At 62.3% G+C, this 24,812-nt stretch carries 24 protein-coding genes and 1 tRNA gene; 6 read left to right on the forward strand and 19 right to left on the reverse strand.

From position 1 onward, the window contains the following. Positions 1 to 132: 132 nt before the first annotated feature. Positions 133 to 390, forward strand: a complete 258-nt coding sequence (locus ACB032_RS21500) for an accessory factor UbiK family protein (protein WP_005307315.1) — start codon at positions 133 to 135, stop codon at positions 388 to 390. Between the two features lie 129 nt (positions 391 to 519). Here ACB032_RS21500 and fre read toward each other — a convergent pair whose 3' ends face one another. From fre to trxA, 5 genes are all read right to left on the reverse strand, one after another. Then, positions 520 to 1,218 (reverse strand): NAD(P)H-flavin reductase, encoded by a 699-nt coding sequence (fre, locus tag ACB032_RS21505; protein ID WP_045790953.1) that lies wholly within the window; start codon positions 1,216 to 1,218, stop codon positions 520 to 522. Between the two features lie 168 nt (positions 1,219 to 1,386). Further along, positions 1,387 to 2,856: a 4-hydroxy-3-polyprenylbenzoate decarboxylase gene (ubiD, locus tag ACB032_RS21510; protein ID WP_371138730.1), complete on the reverse strand. Its 1,470-nt coding sequence runs from the start codon at positions 2,854 to 2,856 to the stop codon at positions 1,387 to 1,389. A gap of 30 nt (positions 2,857 to 2,886) precedes the next feature. After that, positions 2,887 to 3,894, reverse strand: coding sequence for a hypothetical protein (locus tag ACB032_RS21515; RefSeq protein ID WP_123784994.1), 1,008 nt, complete (start codon positions 3,892 to 3,894; stop codon positions 2,887 to 2,889). A gap of 106 nt (positions 3,895 to 4,000) precedes the next feature. After that, a complete protein-coding gene (rho, locus tag ACB032_RS21520) occupies positions 4,001 to 5,266 on the reverse strand; it encodes a transcription termination factor Rho (RefSeq protein WP_005307308.1) in 1,266 nt (421 codons plus the stop codon). Between the two features lie 207 nt (positions 5,267 to 5,473). Beyond that, positions 5,474 to 5,800, reverse strand: coding sequence for a thioredoxin TrxA (gene trxA / locus ACB032_RS21525; protein WP_005307306.1), 327 nt, complete (start codon positions 5,798 to 5,800; stop codon positions 5,474 to 5,476). Positions 5,801 to 5,913: 113 nt separating this feature from the next. Between trxA and rhlB the strand changes: the two genes are divergently transcribed. The 4 genes from rhlB (at position 5,914) to ACB032_RS21545 (ending at position 10,188) form a co-directional block, all read left to right on the forward strand. Next, positions 5,914 to 7,203: an ATP-dependent RNA helicase RhlB gene (rhlB, locus tag ACB032_RS21530; RefSeq protein ID WP_011704129.1), complete on the forward strand. Its 1,290-nt coding sequence runs from the start codon at positions 5,914 to 5,916 to the stop codon at positions 7,201 to 7,203. A gap of 14 nt (positions 7,204 to 7,217) precedes the next feature. Continuing rightward, complete coding sequence (gppA, locus tag ACB032_RS21535; protein WP_371138731.1) at positions 7,218 to 8,708, forward strand: guanosine-5'-triphosphate,3'-diphosphate diphosphatase; 1,491 nt, start codon at positions 7,218 to 7,220, stop codon at positions 8,706 to 8,708. Positions 8,709 to 8,913: 205 nt separating this feature from the next. Continuing rightward, positions 8,914 to 9,894 carry a DUF4382 domain-containing protein gene (locus tag ACB032_RS21540; RefSeq protein ID WP_371138732.1) on the forward strand — a complete coding sequence of 327 codons (981 nt, stop codon included), beginning with the start codon at positions 8,914 to 8,916 and terminating at the stop codon, positions 9,892 to 9,894. A gap of 24 nt (positions 9,895 to 9,918) precedes the next feature. After that, positions 9,919 to 10,188, forward strand: a complete 270-nt coding sequence (locus ACB032_RS21545) for a Rho-binding antiterminator (protein WP_371138733.1) — start codon at positions 9,919 to 9,921, stop codon at positions 10,186 to 10,188. Between the two features lie 59 nt (positions 10,189 to 10,247). Here the strand turns inward: ACB032_RS21545 and ACB032_RS21550 are convergent, their stop codons facing one another. From ACB032_RS21550 to ACB032_RS21610, 13 genes are all read right to left on the reverse strand, one after another. Beyond that, a complete protein-coding gene (locus tag ACB032_RS21550; protein WP_244090364.1) occupies positions 10,248 to 10,994 on the reverse strand; it encodes a class I SAM-dependent methyltransferase in 747 nt (248 codons plus the stop codon). Between the two features lie 86 nt (positions 10,995 to 11,080). After that, on the reverse strand, positions 11,081 to 13,624 hold the full coding sequence (locus tag ACB032_RS21555) for a bifunctional diguanylate cyclase/phosphodiesterase (RefSeq protein WP_017410822.1): 2,544 nt from the start codon (positions 13,622 to 13,624) through the stop codon (positions 11,081 to 11,083). 204 nt (positions 13,625 to 13,828) lie between these two features. Then, complete coding sequence (gene prlC / locus ACB032_RS21560) at positions 13,829 to 15,871, reverse strand: oligopeptidase A (RefSeq protein ID WP_371138734.1); 2,043 nt, start codon at positions 15,869 to 15,871, stop codon at positions 13,829 to 13,831. Positions 15,872 to 16,093: 222 nt separating this feature from the next. Then, positions 16,094 to 17,113 (reverse strand): porphobilinogen synthase, encoded by a 1,020-nt coding sequence (gene hemB / locus ACB032_RS21565; RefSeq protein WP_024945496.1) that lies wholly within the window; start codon positions 17,111 to 17,113, stop codon positions 16,094 to 16,096. Positions 17,114 to 17,116: 3 nt separating this feature from the next. Beyond that, positions 17,117 to 17,902, reverse strand: coding sequence for a TatD family hydrolase (locus ACB032_RS21570; protein WP_371138735.1), 786 nt, complete (start codon positions 17,900 to 17,902; stop codon positions 17,117 to 17,119). Between the two features lie 111 nt (positions 17,903 to 18,013). Beyond that, the gene (gene tatC / locus ACB032_RS21575) at positions 18,014 to 18,769 is read right to left on the reverse strand and encodes a twin-arginine translocase subunit TatC (RefSeq protein ID WP_011704121.1); all 756 of its coding nucleotides are present in this window, start codon (positions 18,767 to 18,769) and stop codon (positions 18,014 to 18,016) included. Continuing rightward, positions 18,766 to 19,209 carry a Sec-independent protein translocase protein TatB gene (gene tatB / locus ACB032_RS21580; protein WP_016348949.1) on the reverse strand — a complete coding sequence of 148 codons (444 nt, stop codon included), beginning with the start codon at positions 19,207 to 19,209 and terminating at the stop codon, positions 18,766 to 18,768. Before tatB ends, tatC begins: the two co-directional genes overlap by 4 nt. Before the next feature lie 3 nt (positions 19,210 to 19,212). Beyond that, the gene (gene tatA, locus ACB032_RS21585) at positions 19,213 to 19,461 is read right to left on the reverse strand and encodes a Sec-independent protein translocase subunit TatA (RefSeq protein ID WP_011704119.1); all 249 of its coding nucleotides are present in this window, start codon (positions 19,459 to 19,461) and stop codon (positions 19,213 to 19,215) included. Positions 19,462 to 19,501: 40 nt separating this feature from the next. Continuing rightward, on the reverse strand, positions 19,502 to 21,142 hold the full coding sequence (ubiB, locus tag ACB032_RS21590; RefSeq protein ID WP_371138736.1) for a ubiquinone biosynthesis regulatory protein kinase UbiB: 1,641 nt from the start codon (positions 21,140 to 21,142) through the stop codon (positions 19,502 to 19,504). Next, on the reverse strand, positions 21,142 to 21,750 hold the full coding sequence (locus ACB032_RS21595) for an SCP2 domain-containing protein (protein WP_011704117.1): 609 nt from the start codon (positions 21,748 to 21,750) through the stop codon (positions 21,142 to 21,144). The genes ubiB and ACB032_RS21595 overlap by 1 nt, the downstream gene beginning before the upstream one ends. 8 nt (positions 21,751 to 21,758) lie before the next feature. After that, on the reverse strand, positions 21,759 to 22,511 hold the full coding sequence (ubiE, locus tag ACB032_RS21600) for a bifunctional demethylmenaquinone methyltransferase/2-methoxy-6-polyprenyl-1,4-benzoquinol methylase UbiE (protein ID WP_011704116.1): 753 nt from the start codon (positions 22,509 to 22,511) through the stop codon (positions 21,759 to 21,761). Between the two features lie 65 nt (positions 22,512 to 22,576). Then, a complete protein-coding gene (crcB, locus tag ACB032_RS21605) occupies positions 22,577 to 22,954 on the reverse strand; it encodes a fluoride efflux transporter CrcB (RefSeq protein ID WP_016348946.1) in 378 nt (125 codons plus the stop codon). Between the two features lie 87 nt (positions 22,955 to 23,041). Beyond that, positions 23,042 to 24,307: a cytosine deaminase gene (locus ACB032_RS21610; protein ID WP_371138737.1), complete on the reverse strand. Its 1,266-nt coding sequence runs from the start codon at positions 24,305 to 24,307 to the stop codon at positions 23,042 to 23,044. A 93-nt stretch (positions 24,308 to 24,400) separates the two neighbouring features. Between ACB032_RS21610 and ACB032_RS21615 the strand changes: the two genes are divergently transcribed. Beyond that, the gene (locus tag ACB032_RS21615; protein ID WP_016348944.1) at positions 24,401 to 24,655 is read left to right on the forward strand and encodes a hypothetical protein; all 255 of its coding nucleotides are present in this window, start codon (positions 24,401 to 24,403) and stop codon (positions 24,653 to 24,655) included. A 49-nt stretch (positions 24,656 to 24,704) separates the two neighbouring features. On the opposite strand, the gene ACB032_RS21620 is transcribed toward ACB032_RS21615, so the two are convergent. Beyond that, positions 24,705 to 24,780 (reverse strand) — tRNA-Thr (locus tag ACB032_RS21620). Positions 24,781 to 24,812 lie beyond the last annotated feature (32 nt).

Here is a 24,812-nt window from a genome sequence, read left to right on the forward strand (position 1 = left end):
GGTTAACAGCTTCATCCCGAATACCAGACCCGACCAGCGACTACCCCTATGGCAGCTGGCAAAAAGCGACCCTCGATCTCGGCAAAGCGGATCAATTGCCGGTAGAATGGCGCATTGCTTAAGGAGAACCACATGATCGACCCGAAGAAACTGGAAGAGATCGCCAAACAGGTGCACAACTCCCTGCCGCCCGGCATTCGCAGCATGGGTGAAGAGGTGGAGAAGAAGATCCGTCAGGTGCTGCAGTCCCAGCTGGGCAAGCTGGATCTGGTCAGTCGCGAAGAGTTTGACGTGCAGACCAAGGTGCTGCTGCGCACCCGCGAGAAGCTGACCGCGCTCGAGGCCAAGCTGGCCCAGCTCGAGCAGCAGCTCGGTGCCAAGGGCGAATAACGCTGGTCGCCCATAAAGCAAACCCCAGCCAGGCTGGGGTTTGTTGTTTCTGGCCTGCCACAGGGCAAGCAGCAGGCTGATTCGGCGAGGCCTCCTCGGTCACGCTAGGTGGCCGGCCTCATGCCGAACTCAGATGAATTCGTAGGCGTCGCCAAAGATGCGCTCTGGCTCGGCACCCAGGATCTTGAACTCCTCCCGCGCCGCGCCCGCCATCTCGAAACGGCCGGCGACATAGATGTCGTAGTCGTGCAGGCTGACGAAGTCATCCATGATGGCCTTGTGCACCAGCCCGGTCTTGCCGGTCCAGTCCGCTTCCGGCTCCTGCACCACCGGGATGAAGGTGAGCGGGGCGTAGTCGCGCTCCCACTGCTGCATCTGCTCCTGCTCGTAGAGCCAGTGCGCCTGGCGCACGCCCCAGTAGAAGAACACCGGGCGCTTGCTGCCGGTATCGATCAGGTATTCCAGAATGGAGCGGGCATAGGAGAAACCGGTGCCACCCGCCATCAGGATCAGCGGCCGGGGCGACTCTTCCCGCAGGAAGGCCTTGCCCGCCGCCAGCTCAATCTCGATCTCCCCCTGCTCGCGCATGCGGCTCAGCACCTGGCCGGCATAGGCGTTTTCCGGGGTGGCGCCGATCTGCAGCTCCAGCATGCCCGGACGGGTCGGCGAGTTGGCGATGGAGAAGGGACGCTTGTCCGAATCGCTCATCACCACCAGCAGATACTGGCCCGGCTTGAAGCTGACCTCTTGCAGCGGCGTCAGGGCCACGTGCCAGATGGTGTCGACATATTCGCGCAGTTCCTCTACGCGGCACTTGATACGTTGCATTCTTATCCTTGTGACGGGCTCGCTCGGCCCGCTTTCGCTCTTGATTCACTGTGGACTGGCGACCAGCAAAGTGGTCAGGTCAGTCGAGCATACCCAATTCAGCTCAAATGGCATCAATCTTTTGCATCCCGGCCAGGCGGCACGGCCCGTCGGGCCTGCCGCCGGTCGTCAGCCGAGAATGTTCAGCTCGTCCCAGAGGGCATCGATCTTCTGCTTGACCGCCTCGTCCTGGACGATGGGCTGGCCCCACTCGCGATTGGTCTCCCCCGGCCACTTGTTGGTGGCATCCAGCCCCATCTTGGAGCCGAGCCCCGAGACCGGCGAGGCGAAGTCCAGGTAGTCGATCGGGGTGTGCTCGATCAGGGTGGTGTCACGGGCCGGGTCCATCCGGGTAGTTATGGCCCAGATCACGTCCTTCCAGTCGCGGGCGTTGATGTCGTCGTCGCAGACGATCACGAACTTGGTGTACATGAACTGGCGCAGGAAGGACCAGACCCCCAGCATCACCCGCTTGGCGTGGCCAGGGTAGCGCTTCTTGATGGTCACCACCGCCATCCGGTAGGAGCACCCCTCCGGCGGCAGGTAGAAGTCCACGATCTCGGGGAACTGCTTCTGCAACAGCGGCACGAACACCTCGTTGAGCGCCACCCCGAGCACCGCCGGCTCATCGGGCGGACGACCGGTGTAGGTGCTGTGATAGATGGCATCCTTGCGCATGGTCATGTGGGTGATGGTAAAGACCGGGAACTCGTCCACCTCGTTGTAGTAGCCGGTGTGATCGCCATAAGGCCCTTCGGGGGCCATCTCGCCCGGCTCCAGATAGCCTTCCAGCACGATCTCGGCGCTGGCGGGTACCTCCAGATCGCAGCTGACGGCCTTCACCACCTCGGTGCGACTGCCGCGCAGCAGACCGGCAAAGGCGTATTCGGAGAGGGTATCCGGCACCGGCGTCACCGCGCCGAGGATGGTCGCCGGATCGGCACCGAGCGCCACCACCACCGGGAAGCGCTCACCCGGGTGGGCCTCCTGCCACTCGCGAAAATCGATGGCACCGCCGCGGTGATCCAGCCAGCGCATGATCAGCTTGTTCTTGTCGATCTTCTGCTGGCGATAGATGCCGAGGTTCTGCCGCTTCTTGTAGGGGCCACGGGTGATGGTCAGACCCCAGGTCACCAGCGGGGCCACATCGCCGGGCCAGCAGTGCTGGATCGGGATCTGGTCCAGATCGACCGCCTCTCCCTCCAGCACCCGCTGCTGACAGGGGGCAGAGGAGAGCCGCTTGGTCGGCATGTTGAGCACCTGCTTGAAGATCGGCAGCTTCTCCATCAGCTCCTTGAAGCCACGGGGCGGCTCCGGCTCCTTCAGGTAGGAGAGCCAGATCCCCACCTGGCGCAGGGCGGCCACGTTGGGCTGGCCCATGCCCATGGCGACCCGATCCGGGGTACCGAACAGGTTGGTCAGCACCGGCATGGTGTAACCCTTGGGATTTTCGAACAGCAGGGCAGGCCCGCCCGCCCGCAGGGTGCGGTCGCTGATCTCGGTCATCTCCAGATAGGGGTCTATCTCGCGGCTGATGCGCTTGAGTTGTCCGCTTTGTTCCAGCTGCGCGATGAAATCACGCAAATCCTTGTATTTCATGCAGGTACCCTGTGTTCAGGCGATGCCGCATTATAACCCTGGGCGGGCGGCGGGTGTACCCGAATCGGGCAGCATCACCGGACTTGCATGGCGCTTTTCCTGCCGGGTCAGCCGATCGGCAAGCTGAGCCAGCAGCCTGGGTTCGTCCATCTGCAGCAGTAGGCTGGCCACCTGACCGCTGTATTGGCGATTGCCCAGCTCCGCCAGCAGGAACTGCTGGGCCGTGTCCGGCAGCGGCGAAAGTTGACTGAGTTGCTGCAAAGCGGGCAGCTTGAGACGGGCATTGCGACTGGCGGCAATCAGTAGATCGCTGGCCGCCTGGCCCTGATGAAAACGGCCCACGCTGGCGAGCGCGGCCACGCTGTCGTGATCCACCGGTTGATGCCACAGCTTCTGATAGAGGGCGCTGTCACCGGTACGCTCGGCCAGCAGCCGCAGCAGCCGGTTGTCGGGCAGGAAGATGCTCATGGCGGCCAGCGTGTGCGCCTCCCGTTGCAGGAGCGGAAGCGGCTGCCGATCGAGTACGGTCAGCAGCGCCTGCTGCTGCTGGGCCAGATCGGGATTTCGGCTGTTGTAGATCTGCTTGAACTCGAACGTGCCCTCTTCCAGCTGCTGGCGATAGTTGTCCTGCCAGGCCTGCTGCTGCCAGCGGCTCAACACCTGCCGTGCGGCGGCGGCAAAGTCGTAGGCGGGTTGCTGCACCAGAAAGCCGTCCACCTCTTTTTCCACCAGCCAGCTGGGGGCCTTGAACGACTGGGCGCGCACCCAGGCCAGCAGTTGTGGGCTGGTGGCTCTGGGCTGGCTATTGAGGGTGGCCAGCAGCTGGCACAGCAGATACTCCCGCTGCCCCACCGCCAGGGAGTCCAGCAGGGTGTCGATGGCGGCAAACTGCCCCAGCAGCAGCCGGCCGGTCAGATAGTCGAGGTGACCCTGCAGCCCCTCGTCGGCCACCAGTGCCGTCCGGGGCGGCTGCGTCTCGGCAGCCCCGACCGGCAGCACCAGCAACCAGCTCAGCAATATCAGGAGTACATGCTTCATGACGTCCCTATCCTTGTGACATCGAGGTTTCATACTACTCAGGCGACCGTAAAATAGATAAACAAAAACCGCGACCTGGGCCGCGGTTTGATGATTTTCGAGTCGGTTACTTCTGCTGGCGCCGCATGGCGTCGAAGAACTCGTCGTTGGTCTTGGTCATGGCCAACTTGTCGATCAGGAACTCGATGCCGTCGATCTCGCCCATCGGGTGCACAATCTTGCGCAGGATCCACATCTTCTGCAGCTCGTCGCCGGTGGTCAGCAGCTCTTCCTTGCGGGTGCCGGAGCGAGTGATGTCGATGGCCGGGTAGACGCGCTTCTCGGCAATCTTGCGCGAGAGGTGCAGTTCCATGTTGCCGGTACCCTTGAACTCTTCGTAGATGACTTCATCCATCTTGGAGCCGGTATCGATCAGCGCGGTGGCGATGATGGTCAGGCTGCCGCCCTCTTCAACATTGCGCGCGGCACCGAAGAAGCGCTTCGGGCGGTGCAGGGCGTTGGCGTCCACACCACCGGTCAATACCTTGCCGGATGACGGGATGACTGTGTTGTAGGCACGGGCCAGACGGGTGATGGAGTCCAGCAGGATCACCACGTCCTTCTTGTGCTCGACCAGGCGTTTGGCCTTCTCGATCACCATCTCGGCGACCTGGACGTGACGGGAAGCCGGCTCGTCGAAGGTGGAGGCGATCACTTCACCCTTCACCATGCGCTGCATCTCGGTCACTTCTTCCGGACGCTCGTCGATCAGCAGGACGATCAGTTCGCAGTCAGGGTGGTTGTAGGCGATGCTCTGGGCGATGTTCTGCAGCAGCATGGTCTTACCGGCCTTGGGCGGTGCGACGATGAGGCCGCGCTGGCCTTTACCGATCGGTGAAGCCAGATCCAGTACGCGGGCGGTGATGTCTTCGGTGGAACCGTTGCCACGCTCCATGCGCAGACGCTCGTTGGCGTGCAGCGGAGTGAGGTTTTCAAACAGGATCTTGTTGCGGGAGTTTTCCGGACGGTCGTAGTTGACCTCGTTGACCTTGAGCAGAGCGAAGTAGCGTTCGCCCTCTTTCGGCGGCCGGATCTTGCCGGAGATGGTATCGCCGGTACGCAGGTTGAAACGGCGGATCTGGCTCGGGGAGACATAGATGTCATCCGGGCCGGCCAGGTAGGAGCCGTCTGCACTACGCAGGAAGCCGAAACCATCGGTCAGGATTTCCAGCACACCGTCGCCAAAGATATCCTCGCCACCCTTGGCGTGCGCCTTGAGGATCGCGAAAATAATGTCTTTCTTGTGCGCCCGAGCCAGATTTTCCAACCCCATGGATTCGCCAAGCTGTACCAGCTCGGACACAGGAGTGTTCTTTAATTCAGTCAGATTCATAGTGGTGAAAGTCTGTAAGCAAGGATTGAAATGAGGAGACAGTCTGCTGGATTGATGCTGATCGGATTTGATTTGCCAGGCTGATGTGTGAGCAAAGAGTCAGGCAAAAAGGTTAGCAAACGAGCGATAAATTAGCACCAATCGGGGTGAGCGTCTAGGTGATAAAACAGAAGGAGCGCATTATTGCAATGCGCTCCTCTTTGATTATTACAGGTTACCGTCCAGGAACTCTTTCAGCTGAGTCTTGGACAGGGCACCGACCTTGGTCGCTGCCACTTCGCCATTCTTGAACAGCAAGAGGGTCGGAATACCACGAATGCCATACTTGGGCGGAGTGTCGGCGTTATGGTCGATGTTCAATTTCGCCACGGTCACGCGACCGGCATACTCTTGGGCGACTTCGTTCAGGATCGGGGCAATCATCTTGCACGGACCACACCATTCGGCCCAGAAGTCGACCAGAACGGCGCCATCGGCTTTGATTACATCTGCCTCGAAGCTGGCATCGCTCAGCTGAACAATCTTGTCACTCATCTCCAACTCCAGTCAGTAATTAAGGCTTTATTGACGTATCAACAAAGGCAATAGTTGCCCTATTTGAAATGATCCTGTTTATTATTGCAAGCCTAACCTGATAACCTACCGCCATGAGCAAAACACATTTAACGACCGACAAATTCGCCCAAATGGGCCTCGAACCCGAAGTTCTGGCTGGTCTGGAATCAAAGGGATTTCACTATTGCACCCCCATCCAGGCACTGTCTCTGCCACTGCTGGTAGAAGGTCATGACCTCGCCGGTCAGGCCCAGACAGGGACCGGCAAAACCCTTGCCTTCCTGGCCGCCACCTTCAACTATTTGTTGACCCATCCGCTGACCAAGCCGCGCCTCATCAACCAGCCGCGCGCCATCATCATGGCCCCGACCCGGGAGCTGGCAGTCCAGATCTACAACGACGCGGAAAGCATGTCCGCTTCGACCGGCCTCAAGCTCGGCCTCGCCTACGGTGGCGAAGGGTACGACAAGCAACTGGCCGTGCTGGAACAGGGTGTCGACATCCTGATCGGCACCACCGGCCGCATCATCGACTACTTCAAGTCCAAGGTCATCGATCTGAGCAATATTCAGGTCGTGGTGCTGGACGAAGCGGATCGCATGTTCGATCTCGGCTTCATCAAGGACATCCGTTTCCTGTTCCGCCGCATGCCGCCCGCCACCGAGCGTCTGAGCATGCTGTTCTCCGCCACCCTCTCCCTGCGGGTGCAGGAGCTGGCCTACGAACACATGAACCACCCGGAACATGTGCAGATCGAGCCGGAGCAGATGACCGGCGTGCGGATCAAGGAGGAGCTGTTCTACCCCTCCAACGAAGACAAGATGTTGCTGCTGCTCTCCCTGATGGAAGAGGAGTGGCCGGAGAAAGCGATCGTCTTCGCCAACACCAAGCACGTCTGTGAAGACGTTCATGCCTGGCTGGAGAATGACGGCCACCGTGTCGGCCTGCTCACCGGTGACGTGCCGCAGAAGAAGCGGATGAAGATCCTGGAAGACTTTACCAAGGGCACGGTCGACATCCTGGTTGCCACCGACGTGGCCGCCCGCGGTCTGCACATCCCGGACGTGACCCACGTCTTCAACTATGACCTGCCCGACGACGCCGAAGACTACGTACACCGCATCGGTCGTACCGGTCGTGCCGGCAAGAGCGGTCACTCCATCAGCCTGGCCTGTGAAGACTATGCCTTCAACCTGCCGGCCATCGAGGAGTACATCCACCACCCGATCCCGGTCAGCAAGTATGACCGCGAGGCGCTGCTGGATGACGTGACCGCACCGAAGCGGGTGTTCCGCAACCGTCAGCCGGTGAACCGCAACATGCGCGATCGCCAGGGCGGTGGCAACAGCAACAACCGCCGTCGTCCACCCCGCAAGAGCTGAAAGGACTGGCCCAGTTGCACAACTCGCCGCTCTATGCCGCCATCGACCTCGGCTCCAACAGCTTTCACATGCTGGTGGTGCGCGAGGTCGCCGGTGCCCTGCGCACCGTCACCAAGGTCAAGCGCAAGGTTCGCCTCGCCGCCGGGCTCGATCCAGAGTTTCGTCTCAGCCGTGCCGCCATGGAGCGGGGCTGGGACTGCCTGCGCCTGTTCTCCGAACAGTTGCAGGACATTCCGGCCGACAACATCCGGGTAGTGGGCACCGCCACCCTGCGCCTTGCCACCAACGTCGACGAGTTCCTCAGCGAAGCGGAACGGGTGCTCAACCACAGCATCGAGATCATCTCGGGCGAGGAAGAGGCCAAGACCATCTATGAGGGGGTCTCCTGGACCTCGGCCGGGGAAGGCAACCGGCTGGTGATCGACATCGGCGGCGCCAGTACCGAACTGGTGATCGGCGAGCACAGCGAAGCGAAACTGCTCAACAGCCTGCACATGGGCTGCGTCACCTGGCTCAACAACCACTTCGGTGACGGCGAGCTCTCCGAGGCCCGCTTCAAGCAGGCCATCGCCGCCGCCAAGGCGGTGCTGGAGAAGGTGGCGGAAGATTATCGTGCGCTCGGTTGGCGTACCTGTGTCGGCGCCTCCGGCACGGTGCAGGCGCTGCAGGAGATCATGCTGGCGCAGGGGAAGAGCGAGCGGGTCACCCTGCCCAAGCTGCAGGAGCTGATGGGTCAGGCCATCGCCTGCGGCAAGCTCGACCAGCTGCAACTGGAAGGACTGGCGGCCGAACGGCTGACCGTGTTCCCCTCCGGTCTCGCCATCCTGATCGCCATCTTCGAAACCCTGAACATCGAGAGCATGACCCTGGCGGGTGGCGCCCTGCGCGAAGGGCTGATCTACGGCCTGCTCGGCAACAATCACGACTGTGATGCCCGCGATCGCACCGCCGACAGCCTGATCAACCGCTACCAGCTGGACAAGGAACACGCCGAACGGGTGCGCGACACCGCCGTCGAGGCGTTCAACCAGCTGCAGCCGGCCTGGCGACTCTCGAAACGCTACGGGCGCCCGATCCTGCGCTACGCGGCCCTGCTGCACGAGATCGGTCTGTGCATCGAGTACAAGAAGGCGCCGCAACACGCCGCCTACATCATCGACAACATCGACATGCCTGGCTTTACCCCGGCCCAGAAGAAGCTGTTGTCGGCCCTGCTGTTCAACCAGCGGGACGAATTCAAGCTGGAACCGCTGGAGAAGCAGGGTGCCGTCACCGGTCGCCAGGCGATCCGGCTGGCCCGCATCCTGCGCATCGCGCTGATCCTCTGCATGCGCCGCACCCAGGGCACAGTGCCCCGCTTCACCCTCGAAGCCAATGAAGATGCACTGACCCTGACCCTGCCGAGCGGCTGGCTGGACGAGCACTACCTGCGCGCCAGCGAGTTGCGCTTCGAGGTGGAACGCCAGCAGAAGATGGGCTGGCCCACCCGGCTGCTGGAAGCCTGATTGGGCCTCGCCCAATCAGTGCACCAAACCACCAGCCCCGCCGCTCCGACAATCTCTTTCGCAGCCATGACTGGCGCCGTTCAAAGCTGACCCTTGATTTCATTGGGCTGGCGCACCGGGCTCGTCCTTTTCACGCAAGCAGCCACCACCACCATTGCCACCGCTCGACTAGAGTAGGGTTGTCTTCACAACCGGAATGGACGCCATGAAACCCTTGACCCTGATCGGCCTGACCGCCCTGCTCACCGCCTGTGGCGGCGGAGGCGGCGGCGACAACAACAGCCCGCAACAGGCCCAGCTCTCGCTGGCCTTCTCCGACGCCCCGGTGGATGCAGTCAGCAAGGTCTGCATCGCCGTCGCCAACATCAGCATCCACCCCGTCGCCGGTACCGAGCAGAGCTGGACCACCGCCAGTTTTCTCACCTCGGCCCAGGACGATGGCTGCACCCCGAGCGGCGAGACCATCCCGCTCGACAGTGCGGGCCGGCCGCTGTTCACCTACATCGACCTGCTGCACTACCAGGGCTCCCTCAGCCGCCCGCTGCTGGCCAGCCAGAGCGTGGTGCCCGGCGACTACAGCCAGATGCGGCTGCGGGTGCTGGACGGACGGGAGGTCGCCAACCAGTTTCTGGACGGCACCCCCTACTCCTACGTCAAACGGGATGATGGGGTGATCAAGCCGCTGGAGGTGCCCAGCAGCGAGCTCAAGCTGGATGCCTTCACCATCGCCGCCAACGGCCTCAGCGCCTTCACCACCGAGTTCGACCTGCGCCAGGCCATGGTGCTGCCGGGCCACGAACAGTACTACAAGCTCAAGCCCAGAGGGGTGCGGCTGGTGAACAACACCCAGGTCACCACCGTCAAGGGCACGGTCGCGGCCGGGCTGTGCGGCGGCCAGCTGACCGACAAGGCCTTCGTCTACTTCTACCAGCCCAGAAGCGACGACAACTACCCCGACATGGCGGACAGCGACAACGGCTTCTACGCCAGCGCCCCCGTACTGGCGCAGACGGGAGGCGGCTTTGGCTACGAGCTGGGATTTGTTAATCTCGGCAGCTACGATCTGGCGCTGGTCTGCAATGGCAACGAGGACGATCCAGCGCTGGCCGGCGACCCGCTGCAACTGGAACAGGTGCAGAAAGCCCAGGCGGTGGTAGCGCCCGCCACCAGCATCAACTTCCAGTAACCGGCGACCAGAGGGCACCCGCACATGAGCACCTATCAACCCATCAGTTGCGATCTCTACGACTGGCTGGAGATCGCCGCCAGCTGGCAGCTGCCGGTCACCCTCACCGACCGGGATGGCCGCCAGTGGGCGGACAAGATCCGCACCATCGAGGCCAGAGCAGGGGTCGAGTACCTGCTGCTGCAAGGCGGCGAGCGACTGAGCCTGGCGGAGCTGGCCACCATGGCGCTCAGCTGGCAGGGGGAGGAGAAGCTGATCCGCTTTGCCCCGCCAACCCCAGCCGACGGCCAATAGATGGCAAGAGGGCCAACCCCGCCGGGTTGGCCCTCTTCTTTTACCCCTCGCGTGCGGTGTTATCCCGCCAGCGCAGCCATCACGTAGACATCGAAGCGGTTGCTCTTGGTCTCGATGGCCATGCTCGGCTTGTGCTCGTTGAGCCAGCCGGCGTAGTCCGGCCGTTTCACCACCACCCGCTTGTCCGCCATGGCGAGCGCCGCCGGCAGCAGGGCATCGGCGTCAAGATCCGGCCCCACCAGCGACTGAAACACCCGCATCTCTTTTTTCACCAGCGCCGACTTCTGCTTGTGGGGGAACATGGGGTCGAGGTAGATGACATCGGGCCGCTCGGCCAGCCCCAGCAAGGTCTCCACCGCAGGGCCATGCAACAACTGCATCCGCTCGCGCACCCAGGGGCCGATCTCGGGATCCAGCGCGGCCCGCGCCAGCCCGTCCTGCAACAGGGCGGCCACCACGGGGCTGCGCTCGATCATGGTCACCTTGCAGCCGAGGGAGGCGAGCACGAAGGCATCGCGCCCCAGCCCGGCGGTGGCATCCACCACGCGCGGCATGGCACCCGCCTTGAGCCCCACCGCCTTGGCGATGGACTGGCCACGGCCGCCGCCGAACTTGCGGCGATGGGCGACCGCCCCTTCGACGAAGTCCACGTAGACCGCACCCAGCTTGGGCTCGTCCAGCTTGCGCAGCTCCAGCCGCGCCGCGGTGAACACCAGGGCAAACTGGGGAAGGTCGGTCTGGCCGAGTTGGCTGGCCAGGGCTTCGGCCTGGGGCGCCTTGGCGGGGTCTTCGAGGAGGATCTGCATGGTATCGACTGTGTGGCGGTATCAGTGGGCGGAGTGTATCACAGCCCCCGAAGGTCGCTGTAGGGGCTCCGGCCGAAGGAGAGGGGCTAGCTGGTCTGCAGGAACATGCTCTTGTCGTTGAGCTGCAGGTACTCGGTGAGGTCGTCGTAGGCCAGCGGCCGGCTCAGCAGATAACCCTGCGTGAAGGCGCACCCCTTCTGGCAGAGGAAGTTGAGCTGCTCGCGGGTCTCCACCCCCTCGATCACCACCTGCATGCCGAGGTTGTGCACTATGTTGATGATGCCGTCCAGCAGCAGCCGGTCCTGTTCATTGAACGGGATGTGGCGCACGAAGGCCCGGTCGATCTTGACCAGGTCCACCGGGAAGTTGCGCAGATAGTTGAGCGCCGAATAGCCGGTGCCGAAGTCGTCGATGGCCAGCTTGCAGCCCGCCTCGCGCAGGGCATCGATCCGCACCCTGTGCTGATCGCTGGTCTCCATCAGCAGGGACTCGGTGATCTCGATGACGATGTCCGCCGGGTCCAGCCCGAAGTGGTGGATCACCTTGAGCCACTCGCTCGCCTCCGGATCTATAGTCTGGAACTCCAGGGTGGAGCGGTTGATCGACATCTGCAGATCCGGGAAGCCGGATTGCTGCAGCCGCGCCAGATCCCGGCACGACTGCCACAGCACCAGCGCCCCCAGCCCCTGGATGAGCCCGGCCTCCTCCGCCAGCGGAATGAAGTCCGCCGGCGACACCTGGCCCCAGTGCGGGTGATACCAGCGTACCAGCGCCTCCAGCTTGGCGACCCGGCCACTGCGGTTGTCCCAGATCGGCTGGTAGGCCATGGTCAGCTGCTCGAGCTTGATCGCCTCCGCCAGATCCTGCTGCATCTGGTGGCGCTGGCGCACCTCTTCGCGCATGGAGGCGCAATAGCTGCCGAGCAGCCGCCCCTGCCGCTTGGCGGCAAACAGCGCCTGCTCGGCGTTGCGCAGCAACTCGTCGCTCTCCAGGCCATCGCCCGGACAGAGGGTGATACCGATGGTGGCCGTCACGTAGAGGTGCTGGTTGGCCAGCATGAAGGGGCGGGCGAAGCCGCCGATCACCTGCTTGGCAAACACCTCGGCCTGACGACGGTTGACGATGCCGGGCACCAGGAAGGCGAACTCGTCGCCGCCGATGCGGGCCACCAGGTCCTCGGTACGCACCCGGCTCACCAGCCGATCCGACACCTCCCGCAGCAGGGCATCACCGGCGTGGTGATCCATGCTGTTGTTGACCGCCTTGAAGTTGTTGAGGTCGAGCACCATCAGCGCGAAGCGCTCGCCCCGCTCGCAGAAGCGGCTGAGGCAGCGGCCGAACAGCCAGCGGTTGGGCAGGCCGGTGAGGTTGTCGTAGTTGGCCTGGGCGGCGATCTTCTGCTCCGCCAGCTTGGTCTGGGAGAGGTCGCTGAAGATGGCGATGTACTGGCTGATCCGCCCCCCTTCCCGCAGGGTGCTGATCATCAGTTGCTGGGGATAAAGCTTGCCGTTCTTGCGCTTGTTCCACACCTCGCCGCGCCACACCCCCACCCGCTCCAGCGCGTGGTACATGTCGGCGTAGAAGGCCTGATCGTGCAGCCCGGACTTGAGCATGCTGGGCCGCTGGCCGCACACCTCCTCCTCGCTGTAACCGGTGATCTGCTCGAACGCCGGGTTGACCGAGATGATGCGGCTGTCGGCGTCGCACACCAAGATCGCCTCGGAGAGGTTGTCGTAGACCCGGTGGGAGAGCTTGAGCTGTTCGGCGTGGCGCTTGAGGGGATCTATGTTCTCCAGCACCACCATCAGGTAGTCGGGCTGCAGCTGATCGTCCCGCACCAGGGTGACGGTGACCCGCCCCCACAGCACCTGACCGTCCCGGTGCAGGTAGCGCTTCTCCTGAGTGAAGGCGGTGCGCTCGCCGCGCTTGAGCTCTTCATAGCAGGCGGCGCTGCGCAGCCAGTCTTCCGGGTGATTGAGCTCGGCGGCGGTGCGGTGCAGCAGCTCGCTCTGGCTGTAGCCCAGCATCTTTTCGATGGCCGGGTTGGTCCAGAGGATCTTGCCGTTCAGATCGAGCTTGCCGATCCCCACCGGCGCGTGGGACATCATGGTGTGCAGAAAGTCGTGATACTCGGGCTGGGGCGGTGCCGGCTGTTGCAGCATCAGCGCCAGTTCGCGCCCGGCCAGCGGAGCCAGCAGGCGCAACAGGCCCATCACCTTGTCCATGTTGGTGAGCGGCCGCTTGAACAGCACGCTGCAGATGCCGACCGTCTCCCCCTGGGCACTCTTGAGGGCGATGCCGGCATAGGCCTGGATGTGCCAGGCCTGCAACACGGCGGCATGGGGAAACAGCTGCTGTACCCGATCGCTGAACCAGGTCTCTCCCTCCTGCAGGGTGATCTCCCCCAGGGTGGCGCTGACCGGAAAGCTGAAGTTGGTGGTGTCGAGAGACGCGGGGTGGGCGGCGTGCACCTTGAAAGAGAGCCCCGCTTGATCCCTGCCTGAAATCAGGACGAAGTCGGCCCCGACCGCTGCTGCGATTTCACTCACAAAGGTATCGAAATATCCCTGACCACTCGAATGAGACAGACTTGAGATGATTTGATAGACAGACTCGAGTGCTCGCCTCATGGCAAGGTTCTTTCTCTCCTTGGAAGGTAGGACCCGACTCTACTGAAGAGCCGGGGACAGTGCAAACATGCTATCCGCAAGATATTAAAAAGCCTTGAGAAAAGGGACCAAAAGGTCCCTTTTTATCTCAAAAATCACGCAGTGATCCCACTATGTGGCAAAACTGTACCTGCTTGAAGCTCACGCCAGCCGGGGCCCGCCAACTCACGCGGCAATCCCGCTGTGACGGAGCAGCGCATCCACCTGAGGCTCGCGGCCACGGAAGGCTCGGAACAGCTCCATCGGCTCCTTGGAGCCACCCTTTTCCAGGATGTTCTTCAGGAAGGACTGGCCGGTGGCCGGGTTGAAGATCCCCTCCTCCTCGAAGCGGGAGAAGGCATCCGCAGAGAGCACCTCGGCCCACTTGTAGCTGTAGTAGCCCGCCGCATAACCGCCGGCGAAGATGTGGGAGAAGCTGTGCTGGAAGCGGTTGAACGCAGGGGGCGTCATCACCGCCACCTGGCTGCGCACCTCATCCAGCAGCGCCGGGATCTGATCCGTGCTGGCCGGGTCGAACTCCTGGTGCAGACGGAAGTCGAACAGGGCGAACTCCAGCTGGCGCAGCATCTGCATCGCCGCCTGGAAGTTGCGGGCGGTCAGCATCTTCTCCAGCAGATCGGCAGGCAGCGGCTCGCCGGTCTCGTGATGGCCGGAGATGAAGGCCAGCGCCTCGGACTCCCAGCACCAGTTCTCTAGGAACTGGCTCGGCAGCTCCACCGCGTCCCAGGCCACGCCGTTGATGCCGGCCACGCCGGCCACGTCGATGCGGGTCAGCATGTGGTGAATGCCGTGACCGAACTCGTGGAACAGGGTAACCACTTCGTTGTGGGTGAACAGGGCGGGTTTGCCGTCCACCGGACCGTTGAAGTTGCAGGTCAGGTAGGCCACCGGCTTTTGCAAGGATCCATCCTGACGGTAGCGACGACCCAGGCAGACATCCATCCAGGCGCCGCCCTGCTTGTGCTCGCGGGCATAGAGGTCGAGGTAGAAGCTGCCGCGCAGCTCGTCCTCGGCGTCGAAGATGTCGTAGAAGCGCACGTCCGGGTGCCAGGTGTCGATGCCGAGGCGCTCGCGCACCTTCATGCCGAACACCCGCTTGACCACCTCGAACAGCCCCTTCACCACCTTGCTGGCGGGGAAGTAGGGACGCAGCTGCTCGTCGGAGATGGAGAATTTGTGCTGCTTGAGCTTCTCGGCGTAGTAGGCGAGATCCCAGGCGGCCAGCTCGCCCTGACCGTGTTGCTCGGCGGCGAAGGCGCGGATCTCTTCCAGCTCGGCCTTGCCCTGCGGCAGGGACTTGGCCGCCAGATCGGTGAGGAAGTTCACCACCTGCTCGGGCTTGTCCGCCATCTTGGTGGCCAGGGAGAGCTCGGCGTAGTTGGCAAAGCCGAGCAGCTGAGCCAGCTCGCGACGCAGGGCAAGCAGCTCGGTCATGATGGCGGAGTTGTCCCACTTGCCGGCGTTGGGGCCCTGATCCGAGGCGCGGGTCGTGAAGGCCTCATACAGCTCGGCGCGCAGCGCGCGGTTGTCGGCATACATCATCACCGGCAGGTAGGAGGGGATGTCCAGGGTGAACAGCCAACCCTCCTTGCCCTTCAGCTCGGCCAGCTGGCGAGCGGCGGCCTGCGCACTCTGCGGCAAACCGGCCAGCTCGGCCTCGTCGGTCACCAGCTTGTGCCAGCCCTGGGTTGCATCCAGCACGTTGTTGCTGAAACGGGAGGCCAGCTCGGAGAGGCGGGCCTGGATCTCGCCGTAGCGCTGCTGCGCCTCGGCAGGCAGGCCGATGCCGGACAAGCGAAAATCGCGCAGGGTGTTCTGGATCTCCTTGCGCTGGGCGCCGCTCAGCAGCGGGAAGTCGTCGCTCTCGGCCAGTTCGCGATAGGCCTGATAGAGCCCCTCGTGCTGGCCGACATAGGTCTGGAATTCAGACAGCAGCGGCAGGCAGGCGTCGTGGGCCGCGCGCAGCGCTTCGCTGTTGAGTACGGAGTTCAGGTGACTGACCGGCGACCAGATCCGCGCCAGGCGGTCATTGACCTCTTCCAGCGGAGCGATCAGGCTGTCCCAGGTGTGGGGGTCGCGCTGGGCCAGCACATCGCTGATCTTCTGTTTGCAATCGGCGATGGCCTGCGTCACGGCAGGCTGGACCTGATCGGGCTGGATCTGGCTGAAAGGGGGCAGCGAGTCCATTGTCAGCAAAGGGTTGTTCATCCTGCGATACCTCTAAATTCTCTACAGCCCCTGCCGTCCAGAAGCTTGCTTGGACTACCTAAGATGTAGGCAGAAACCTCATTAATCAAGCCTTTGCCTGCCAGAGCGCGGCCTGTTGTCCACTTTTCGCCGAGATCTGCTCATTAAAGCAGCGATCCGGATGCCAGAGACGACAATGCCGGCCCTGGGGCCGGCATTGTCGGTGACATCAGGCAAGATGCATCAGCGTCTGGCGTCTTCCTGCAGCCATTGGGCAGCCCGCTTGGCGAAGTAGGTGAGGATGCCATCGGCCCCGGCCCGCTTGAAGCAGAGCAGGGACTCCATGATGCTCTCCTTCTCCTTCAGCCAGCCGTTCTGGATGGCCGCCATGTGCATGGCGTACTCGCCGCTCACCTGATAGGCGAAGGTCGGCACCCCGAACTGATCCTTCACCTGACGGATCACGTCCAGATAAGGCATGCCCGGCTTGACCATCACGCTGTCGGCCCCTTCCTGGATATCCAGCGCCACCTCGTGCAGGGCTTCGTTGCTGTTGGCCGGATCCATCTGGTAGGTGGCCTTGTTGCTCTTGCCGAGGTTGCCGGCAGAGCCCACCGCGTCGCGGAACGGGCCGTAGTAGCAGGAGGCGTACTTGGCGGAGTAGGCCATGATCTGGGTGTTGATGAAGCCGTTCTCTTCCAGCGCCGCGCGGATGGCGCCGATGCGGCCGTCCATCATGTCGGACGGTGCCACGATATCCACCCCGGCAGCGGCGTGGGAGAGCGCCTGCTTCACCAGAATCTCGGTGGTGATGTCGTTCAGCACATAGCCTTCGTCATCGATGATGCCGTCCTGACCATGGGTGGTGAACGGATCGAGCGCCACGTCGGTGATGACCCCCAGCTCCGGGAAGCTTGCCTTCAGGGCGCGCGTCGCCCGCTGGGCCAGCCCGTCCGGGTTGTAGGCCTCTTCCGCCAGCAGACTCTTCTGCTCCAGCGGGGTGACCGGGAACAGGGCGATGGCCGGCACGCCCAGCGCAACCAGCTCGGCAGCCTCTTTCAGCAACAGATCGATGGAGAGCCTGTCCACCCCCGGCATGGAGGTGACGGCCTCACGACGGTTCTCCCCCTCCAGCACAAACACGGGATAGATGAGATCGTTGGCGGTCAGTACGTTCTCGCGCACCAGACGACGGCTGAAATCATGTTTGCGCACCCGGCGCAGGCGGCGACCCGGAAAGGCGCCTGGAAGAGTTGTAGCCATGAATCACTCCTGAAGAGGAAGTTGGAAGAACGCGGCGGAGGTGGCCCGGGTGTGGGCCAGCAAGGCCTCGGGCGCTTCACCACGGCAGGCCGCCACCACCTGGGCGATGTGCGGCAAAAAAGCGGGTTCGTTGCGTTTTGGTCTGGGCTTCAGATCCCGCGGCACCAGATAGGGGGCATCGGTCTCGATCATCAGCCGGCCTGCCGGAATGCGGGCCACCTGCTCGCGCAGCAACTGGCCACGACGCTCGTCGCACAGCCAGCCGGTCACCCCGATGTGCAGCCCCAGCGCCAGACACTGATCCAGCTCCTCGTCGGAGCCGGTGAAGCAGTGCAGCACTGCCCCCGGCAGTCTGGGCAGCCAGGGGCGCAGGATCTCGATGAAACGGGTGTGGGCATCGCGGCAGTGGAGAAACACCGGCATCCCGAGCTCGGCGGCCAGCGCCAGCTGGGCGTCGAATACCGCGTCCTGCACCGGACGGGGCGAGAAGTCGCGATTGTAGTCGAGACCGCACTCGCCGATGGCCACCACCTGTGGCAAGGCCGCCAGCTCGCGCAGGGCGGGCAGGGTCGCCTCATCGACACTCTTTGCGTCGTGGGGGTGGACCCCGGCGGTGGAGAAACAGTAACCCGGCCACAGCGCAGCCAAGTCAGCGCTTTCGCGGCTGCCGACCAGATCGGTACCGGTCAGGATCAGCGCCTCCACCCCAGCGGCGCGGGCGCGGGCCACCAGATCGGCCTGTTCATCGGCAAACTGGCTGCTGGTCAGGTTTACACCTATGTCGATCATGGGGTCAGCGGGTCCGAACAAAAGGAAGACATATCAGGTATTTGAAAACCATCTACTCAATGGGGCCTTACCATACGCCTCGAACGGGGGCATGAAAAGAGGAAGGGAGCCTTAGCTCCCCTCTTCAGTCTGTTCCTGCTTCTCTTCGCTCTCTTCTTTCACGTAGAAGCGGGCGAAGAACAGACCTATCTCCCACAAGCCCCACATGGGGATCGCGAGCAGGGTCTGGGAAAAGACATCGGGCGGCGTCAACAGCATGCCGACCACGAACACCCCGACGATGACGTAGGGGCGCTTCTCCCGCAGGCTCTTGGGACTGGTCACCCCGGTCCAGCACAGCAGTATGGTGGCCACCGGAATTTCGAACGCCACCCCGAACGCGAAGAACAGGGTCAGTACGAAGTCCAGATAGCTGGCGATGTCGGTCGCCACCGTCACCCCGGCGGGCGCGGTGCTGGTGAAGAAACCGAACACCAGCGGGAACACCACGTAGTAGGCGAACGCCATGCCGGCATAGAACAGCACGGCACTGGAGGCGACCAACGGCATGATCAGGCGCCGTTCATGCTGGTACAGACCGGGGGCGATGAAGGCCCAGGCCTGATAGAGCAGATAGGGGATCGCCACGAAGAAGGAGACCACCAGGGTCAGCTTGATCGGCGTCAGGAAGGGGGTCGCCACATCCGTCGCTATCATGCTGGTCCCTTCCGGCAACTGACTCAGCAGCGGCTGGGCCACGAAGTCGTAGATGTTGTTGGAGAAGTAGATCAGCGCGATGAACACCAGCAGGATGGCCGAAATGGAGCGCAGCAGGCGCGTTCTCAGCTCGACCAGATGGCTGATCAGGGGTTGCTCGGCCTGACTCATGGCTTCACCTCCCCTTGTTCGGCGCTCGGCTGGGCACTTGCGGCGGGGATCACGGTAGGCTCCTCATCAGGTGTCGCCACGCTGACGGGGGCTGCCGGCTCTTCCTTCACCTCGGCGGCGGCCGGCGCTGGCTGGATGGTATTTTGTTGTTCGTATGGACGGGTCACCGATTGTGCGGCCGTTTTCAGCTGCTCGATAGACTCCTGCAGCTCGGGGCTCAGGTTGTTCATCTGCAACTGTTCGGCCTTCTTCAGGTCGTTGTGCAGATCCTGCAACTTGAGCTCCTGCTCCAGCTCGGCCTTGACCGAGTTGGCGGTGCTGCGGATCAGTCTGATCCAGTGGCTGGCGGTACGGATCGCCACGGGCAGCCGCTCGGGGCCGAGCACCACCAGGGCGACGACACCAATGACAACCAGCTCCCAGAAACCGATATCGAACATGGCTTAGGCCTGATCTTTATCTTTCTGCTTGGCAGCATCGCTAGGCTGACCGGCTGCTTCGTTCAGCTGTTTCGGCGGAAACTCGGCATCCTTCTGCTCGGACTTGGTCTCCGGCTCGTCGGACAGCGCCTTCTTGAAGCCCTTGACCGCGGCACCCAGATCACCGCCGATGCCGCGCAGTTTCTTGGTACCGAACAGCAGCACGACGATGACTGCGATGATCAACAATTGCCAAATACTGATACCACCCATGACTTTCTCTCCAGAACAGGCGCCTGCTGGCGCAGTTTATTTAATGAGAACGGGTTCGCAACCAACCCAGCAGCCAGCATAACCCGGCGCCGGCGAGGCTGATTTGTCCCCACTCAATGTGTTGTTTTTGGGTCAGCAAGAATACACCGGCCAATAGCAGGCTGGCTCCAACCCCTAAGAGGTAGCGAGCCTGACCCTGGCGGCGACTGTGCCGGCGAAAATCGGCAAACATCTGGTCGAAGTGGCGCTGCTGATGACGGGTCTGGCGCAGGGTCTCGTAGACCAGCTCCGGCAGCTCCGGCAGCTTTTCGGCCCAGAATGGCGCCTTCTCCTTGATGGCATTCCACACCGCCTTGGGCCCCACCTGCTGGTACATCCAGTTTTCCAGATAGGGCTTGGCGGTCTGCCACAAATCGAGCTGCGGATAGAGTTGGCGACCCAGCCCCTCCACATAAAGCAGGGTCTTCTGCAGCAACACCAGCTGCGGCTGCACCTGCATGTTGAAGCGGCGCGCGGTGTTGAACAGGTTGAGCAGCACGTGGCCGAACGAGATCTCGGACAGCGGCTTCTCGAAGATGGGCTCCAGTACGGTGCGGATGGCGAACTCGAACTCATCCACCTTGGTATCGGGCGGTACCCAGCCGGATTCCACGTGCAGCTCGGCCACCCGGCGGTAGTCACGGTTGAAGAAGGCGAGGAAGTTCTCGGCTAGGTAGCGCTTGTCTTCCCGGTTGAGGGTGCCGACGATGCCGCAGTCGATGCCGATCCAGAGTGGGTTTTCCGGATGTTCGTAGGAGACGAAGATGTTGCCCGGGTGCATGTCGGCGTGGAAGAAGCTGTCGCGGAACACCTGGGTGAAGAACACCTCCACCCCACGCTCGGCCAGCAGCTTCATGTTGGTGCCGTTGGCCTCCAGCGCGGCAATGTCGGAGACCGGAATGCCATAGATCCGCTCCATCACCAGCACCTGCTCGCGGCAGTGCTCGGTGAACACCTCGGGCACGTAGAGCGCCTCGGAGCCGGTGAAGTTGCGGCGCAGCTGGATGGCGTTGGCCGCTTCGCGCATCAGGTTGAGCTCGTCGAGGATGGTCTTGCGATACTCTTCCACCACCTCGATGGGGCGCAGTCGTCCGCTCTGGGGCACGAAACGGGCCACCAGACGGGCCAGCGCCTGCATCAGCCGCAGGTCGGCCTCGATGACCGGCTCGATGTCAGGACGGATCACCTTGATGACGATCTCGCGGCCGTTTTCCTTCAGCCGGGCGGTATGCACCTGGGCGATGGAGGCCGACGCCAGCGGCGTCTCGTCGAAGTCGTCAAACAGGGTCTCGATGGTACAGCCCAGGCTCGCCTCGATCTGGCGGCGGGCCGCCTGACCACAGAAGGGGGGCACCCTGTCCTGCAGCAGTGCCAGCTCCTCGGCGATGTCCGGCGGCAGCAGATCGCGCCGGGTCGAGAGCATCTGACCGAACTTGATGAAGATGGGGCCGAGCGCCTCAAAGGCGAGCCGGATGCGGGCACCACGGTTCAGCCCCTGACGTTTGTTCTGGAGCCAGAACAGGCTGCGACGGGCCAACCGGCCGGGCCAAGGCTGATAACGGGCGGGTACCAGCTCGTCGATGCCCTGCTCCAGCAGGATGCTGATGATGCGATAGAGGCGCTTGAACTCCTTCGGGGTCATCAGGCTACCTGCTGCTCGAAGCGGGCCAGTCGCAGCTCGACCGCTTTCATCTGCTGGGCCAGCAACTCGACATCGTCGTTGAAGCTGGCCACTTCCAGCGGACCCGGCGCAAGCCGGATCTCTTCGGTCAGGTATTCGGCCAGCTGGCGCTGGCTGCGGCACAATTCACGCCCCAGCAGCCGACGTGCCTGACTGGCACCGCGCAGCAGAGTGTGGGCCAGCACATCGCCGGTATAACGGGACAGCTCTTCTTCCCAGTCGATATTCAGCTCGCCCAGCAACACGCTGAACGCCTGCACCAGCTGAGGATCGCCGCTCAGATCCAGCTTCTCCTCGCGGATGTAGCGGGTCAGGGCGGAGGGATCCTTGAGCAGGCCGAGCGCGGTCAGGGAGAGGCTCAGCACTGCATCGGCCTCCCCTTCGAATTTGGCCAGTACATCCAGCCTGCGCTCGGAGAAGACAAACCAGAGTGGCTTGAGCTCGCGCAGCTCCAGCTTGAGTACCTTGCCCGTCAATTTGCGCAGCCGCTCCGGACTCTGCTTGTCGAGTCGCAGCAGCTGGTTGAGGCTGGTTTCGATCACCGCGGTGACCATGGCATCCATCGGCATAGGCGACCTTAAAACTTGTAACCGCGGTGCAAGGCGACCACGCCCTGGGTCAGGTTGTAAAACTCAACCTGCTCGAAACCGACATTCTCCATCATGCCTGCCAGGGTCTGCTGATCCGGGTGCATGCGGATCGATTCCGCCAGGTATTTGTAACTTTCGCTGTCGTTCGCGACGATTTCGCCCATTTTCGGCAGCAGTTTGAAGGAGTAGAGATCATACAGCTTGGCGATCACTTCGCTGACCGGCTTGGAGAACTCCAGCACCAGCAGGCGGCCACCCGGCTTGAGCACCCGGAACATGGAGGCGAGCGCCTTGTCCTTGTCGGTGACGTTGCGCAGGCCGAAGCCGATGGTGATGACGTCGAAATGGTTGTCAGGGAACGGGAGCGCCTCGGCATTGGCCTGCACGTAGGAGACGTTGTTGGCCACCCCCAGATTGCGCAGCTTATCGCGGCCCACCTTGAGCATGGAGTCGTTGATATCCGCCAGCACCACCTGGCCGGTCTCGCCGACGATGCGGGAGAACTTGGCGGTCAGGTCGCCGGTACCACCGGCCAGATCCAGCACCTTCTGACCCTTGCGCACGCCGGAGCAGTCGATGGTGAAGCGCTTCCACAGGCGGTGGATGCCGAACGACATCAGATCGTTCATCAGATCATACTTGGCTGCCACCGAATGGAAGACGCCGGCGACCAGGGTTTCCTTCTCGGTCGAGGCCACGGTTTTAAAGCCAAAATGCGTTGTCGTAGTCTGTTCTGACATCCCTTAAACACCCATAGAGCAAAGAATGGCCGCCAGTTTACCAGAGCCAATGGCGTGCGGACACCTTAAACCCGGCTGGCGACCAACTGCATCCCCAGCACCACCATGGCCAGACAGAGAAACAGGTTGAGGCCGATATTGAGGGCGGCTTTCAGATAGGCCCCCTGCTGGGCCAGTACCACGGTATCCAGCGCGAAGGAGGAGAAGGTAGTCAGGGCACCGAGGATACCCACCATCAGCAACGGTTTCAGCGGGTGCTCCACCACATGACCATGGCTGATCAGCGCAAAGGCAATGCCCATGATGAAGGAGCCGACCACGTTGACCATCAGGGTGCCATAGGGGAAATGACGTCCCAACAGCAGCGCCATCAGTTCGGCGATACCAAAGCGCAGACAGGCGCCGATGGCCCCGCCGGCGGCAACATATAACCAGGTTTGCATGGGAGCACGCCTCCATAGTATCGGGCCGACATTATGCAAAATGTCAGGCCCGGGGGACAGCAGGGCAATTAAGCGACATCGCCCGCATCAACGGCGAAAGTCCACCGGCTCGACCTGAGCGAGATGAATCGAGGTGCGGGATGGCGTGGTTTGCGCAATCACCCGGCCACCGCGAATGGAGTAACGCACCGGCACCTGGCGGCGCACCGCATCAAAGCCGTTCTCGGCGGGCAGGATCAGCAGGTTGGCCGGTTTGCCCACCTCGATGCCGTAGCGATCCTGCACATTCAGAGTACGTGCACTGTGGCTGCTGATCAGCTTGAGGCTGTCGTTGATCTGCTCGTAGCCCATGATCTGGCAGACATGCAGCCCCATGTGCAGTACCTGCAGCAGGTTGGCGGTGCCCATGGGATACCAGGGATCGAACACGTCGTCGTGGCCGAAGCAGACGTTGATGTTGGCCTCCAGCATCTCCTTCACCCGGGTGATGCCGCGACGCTTGGGATAGCTGTCGAAGCGCCCCTGCAGGTGGATGTTCACCAGCGGATTGGCGACGAAGTTGATGTCCGCCATCTTCAGCAACCGGAATAGGCGCGACGCATAGGCGCCGTTATAGGAGTGCATGGCGGTGGTGTGGCTGGCGGTGACTCTATGGCCCATGCCGCGCTCGTAGGCCAGGGTCGCCAGCGTCTCGATGAAGCGGGACTGCTCGTCATCGATCTCGTCGCAGTGCACATCCACCAGAACCTGATACTTCTCGGCAAGATCGAACACATAGTGCAGACTTTCGACCCCATATTCCCGAGTAAACTCGAAATGGGGGATGGCGCCTATCACGTCGGCGCCCAGCTTGAGCGCCTCCTCAAGCAGCGCCTTGCCGTTGGGGTAGGAGAGGATCCCCTCCTGCGGGAAGGCCACTATCTGCAGCTCCACCCACTCCTTCATCTCCTCCCGCACCTCCAGCATCGCCTTCAGGGCGACCAGATTGGGGTCGGAGACATCCACGTGGGTGCGGACGAACTGGATGCCGTTGGCAATCTGCCACTTCAGCGTCTGGATGGCCCGCTGCTTCACATCCTCATGGGTCAGCAGTGCCTTGCGCTCAGCCCAGCGTTCGATCCCCTCGAACAGGGTTCCGGAGAGGTTCCAACTCGGCTCACCGGCCGTCTGGGTAGTATCGAGATGGATGTGAGGCTCGATAAAGGGGGCGATGGCGAGCCCCTCCTCACCATCAAGCTCGTGGGCTGCGAGCAGAGGGGTGCTCATGGGTTCGATGGCTCGGATCAGGCCATCCTGGCAGAGGATCTGCCACATCCCCTCCCTGCCGACCAGACGCAGGTTCTTTATCAGCATGTTTTTGCTTCCTTTTTTCAAACACCAACGGCTTTTTCAATCCACAACTTAGCTTGGATCAATTTGATAGAAAAGCGTTCATATTGAATACATATGAGACTGTTACTATTGATAAACAGCAACAATAAAAGGGAGTTGATTGGGATGAAAGCAGGATTGACCGAGATCGGCAGCGCAGGCTTGTTTCACGAGTATCTGCAGACACTGGGTATCAACAAGCCACCGTTGACGTCGATCGACAAGCAGTGGGAATACACCCGCAATGAACGACTGGTGGCAGCCATTCAGATAGAAGCCTCCGGACAGGCTCGGTTCTATCTCGATGCCAGGCAGATTTCGGTAAACTGAGAAAAGCGGATACAAAAAAGCCTCCCGATTGGGAGGCTTTAATATTTAATGGTGCTGATACCCAGAGTCGAACTGGGGACCTCATCCTTACCAAGGATGCGCTCTACCAACTGAGCCATATCAGCACACTAACCGGTAAAGACCGCACTGTGTGCGC

Source organism: Aeromonas sp. S5(2024) (assembly GCF_041403025.1).
GTDB classification, from domain to species: Bacteria; Pseudomonadota; Gammaproteobacteria; order Enterobacterales; family Aeromonadaceae; genus Aeromonas; species Aeromonas hydrophila.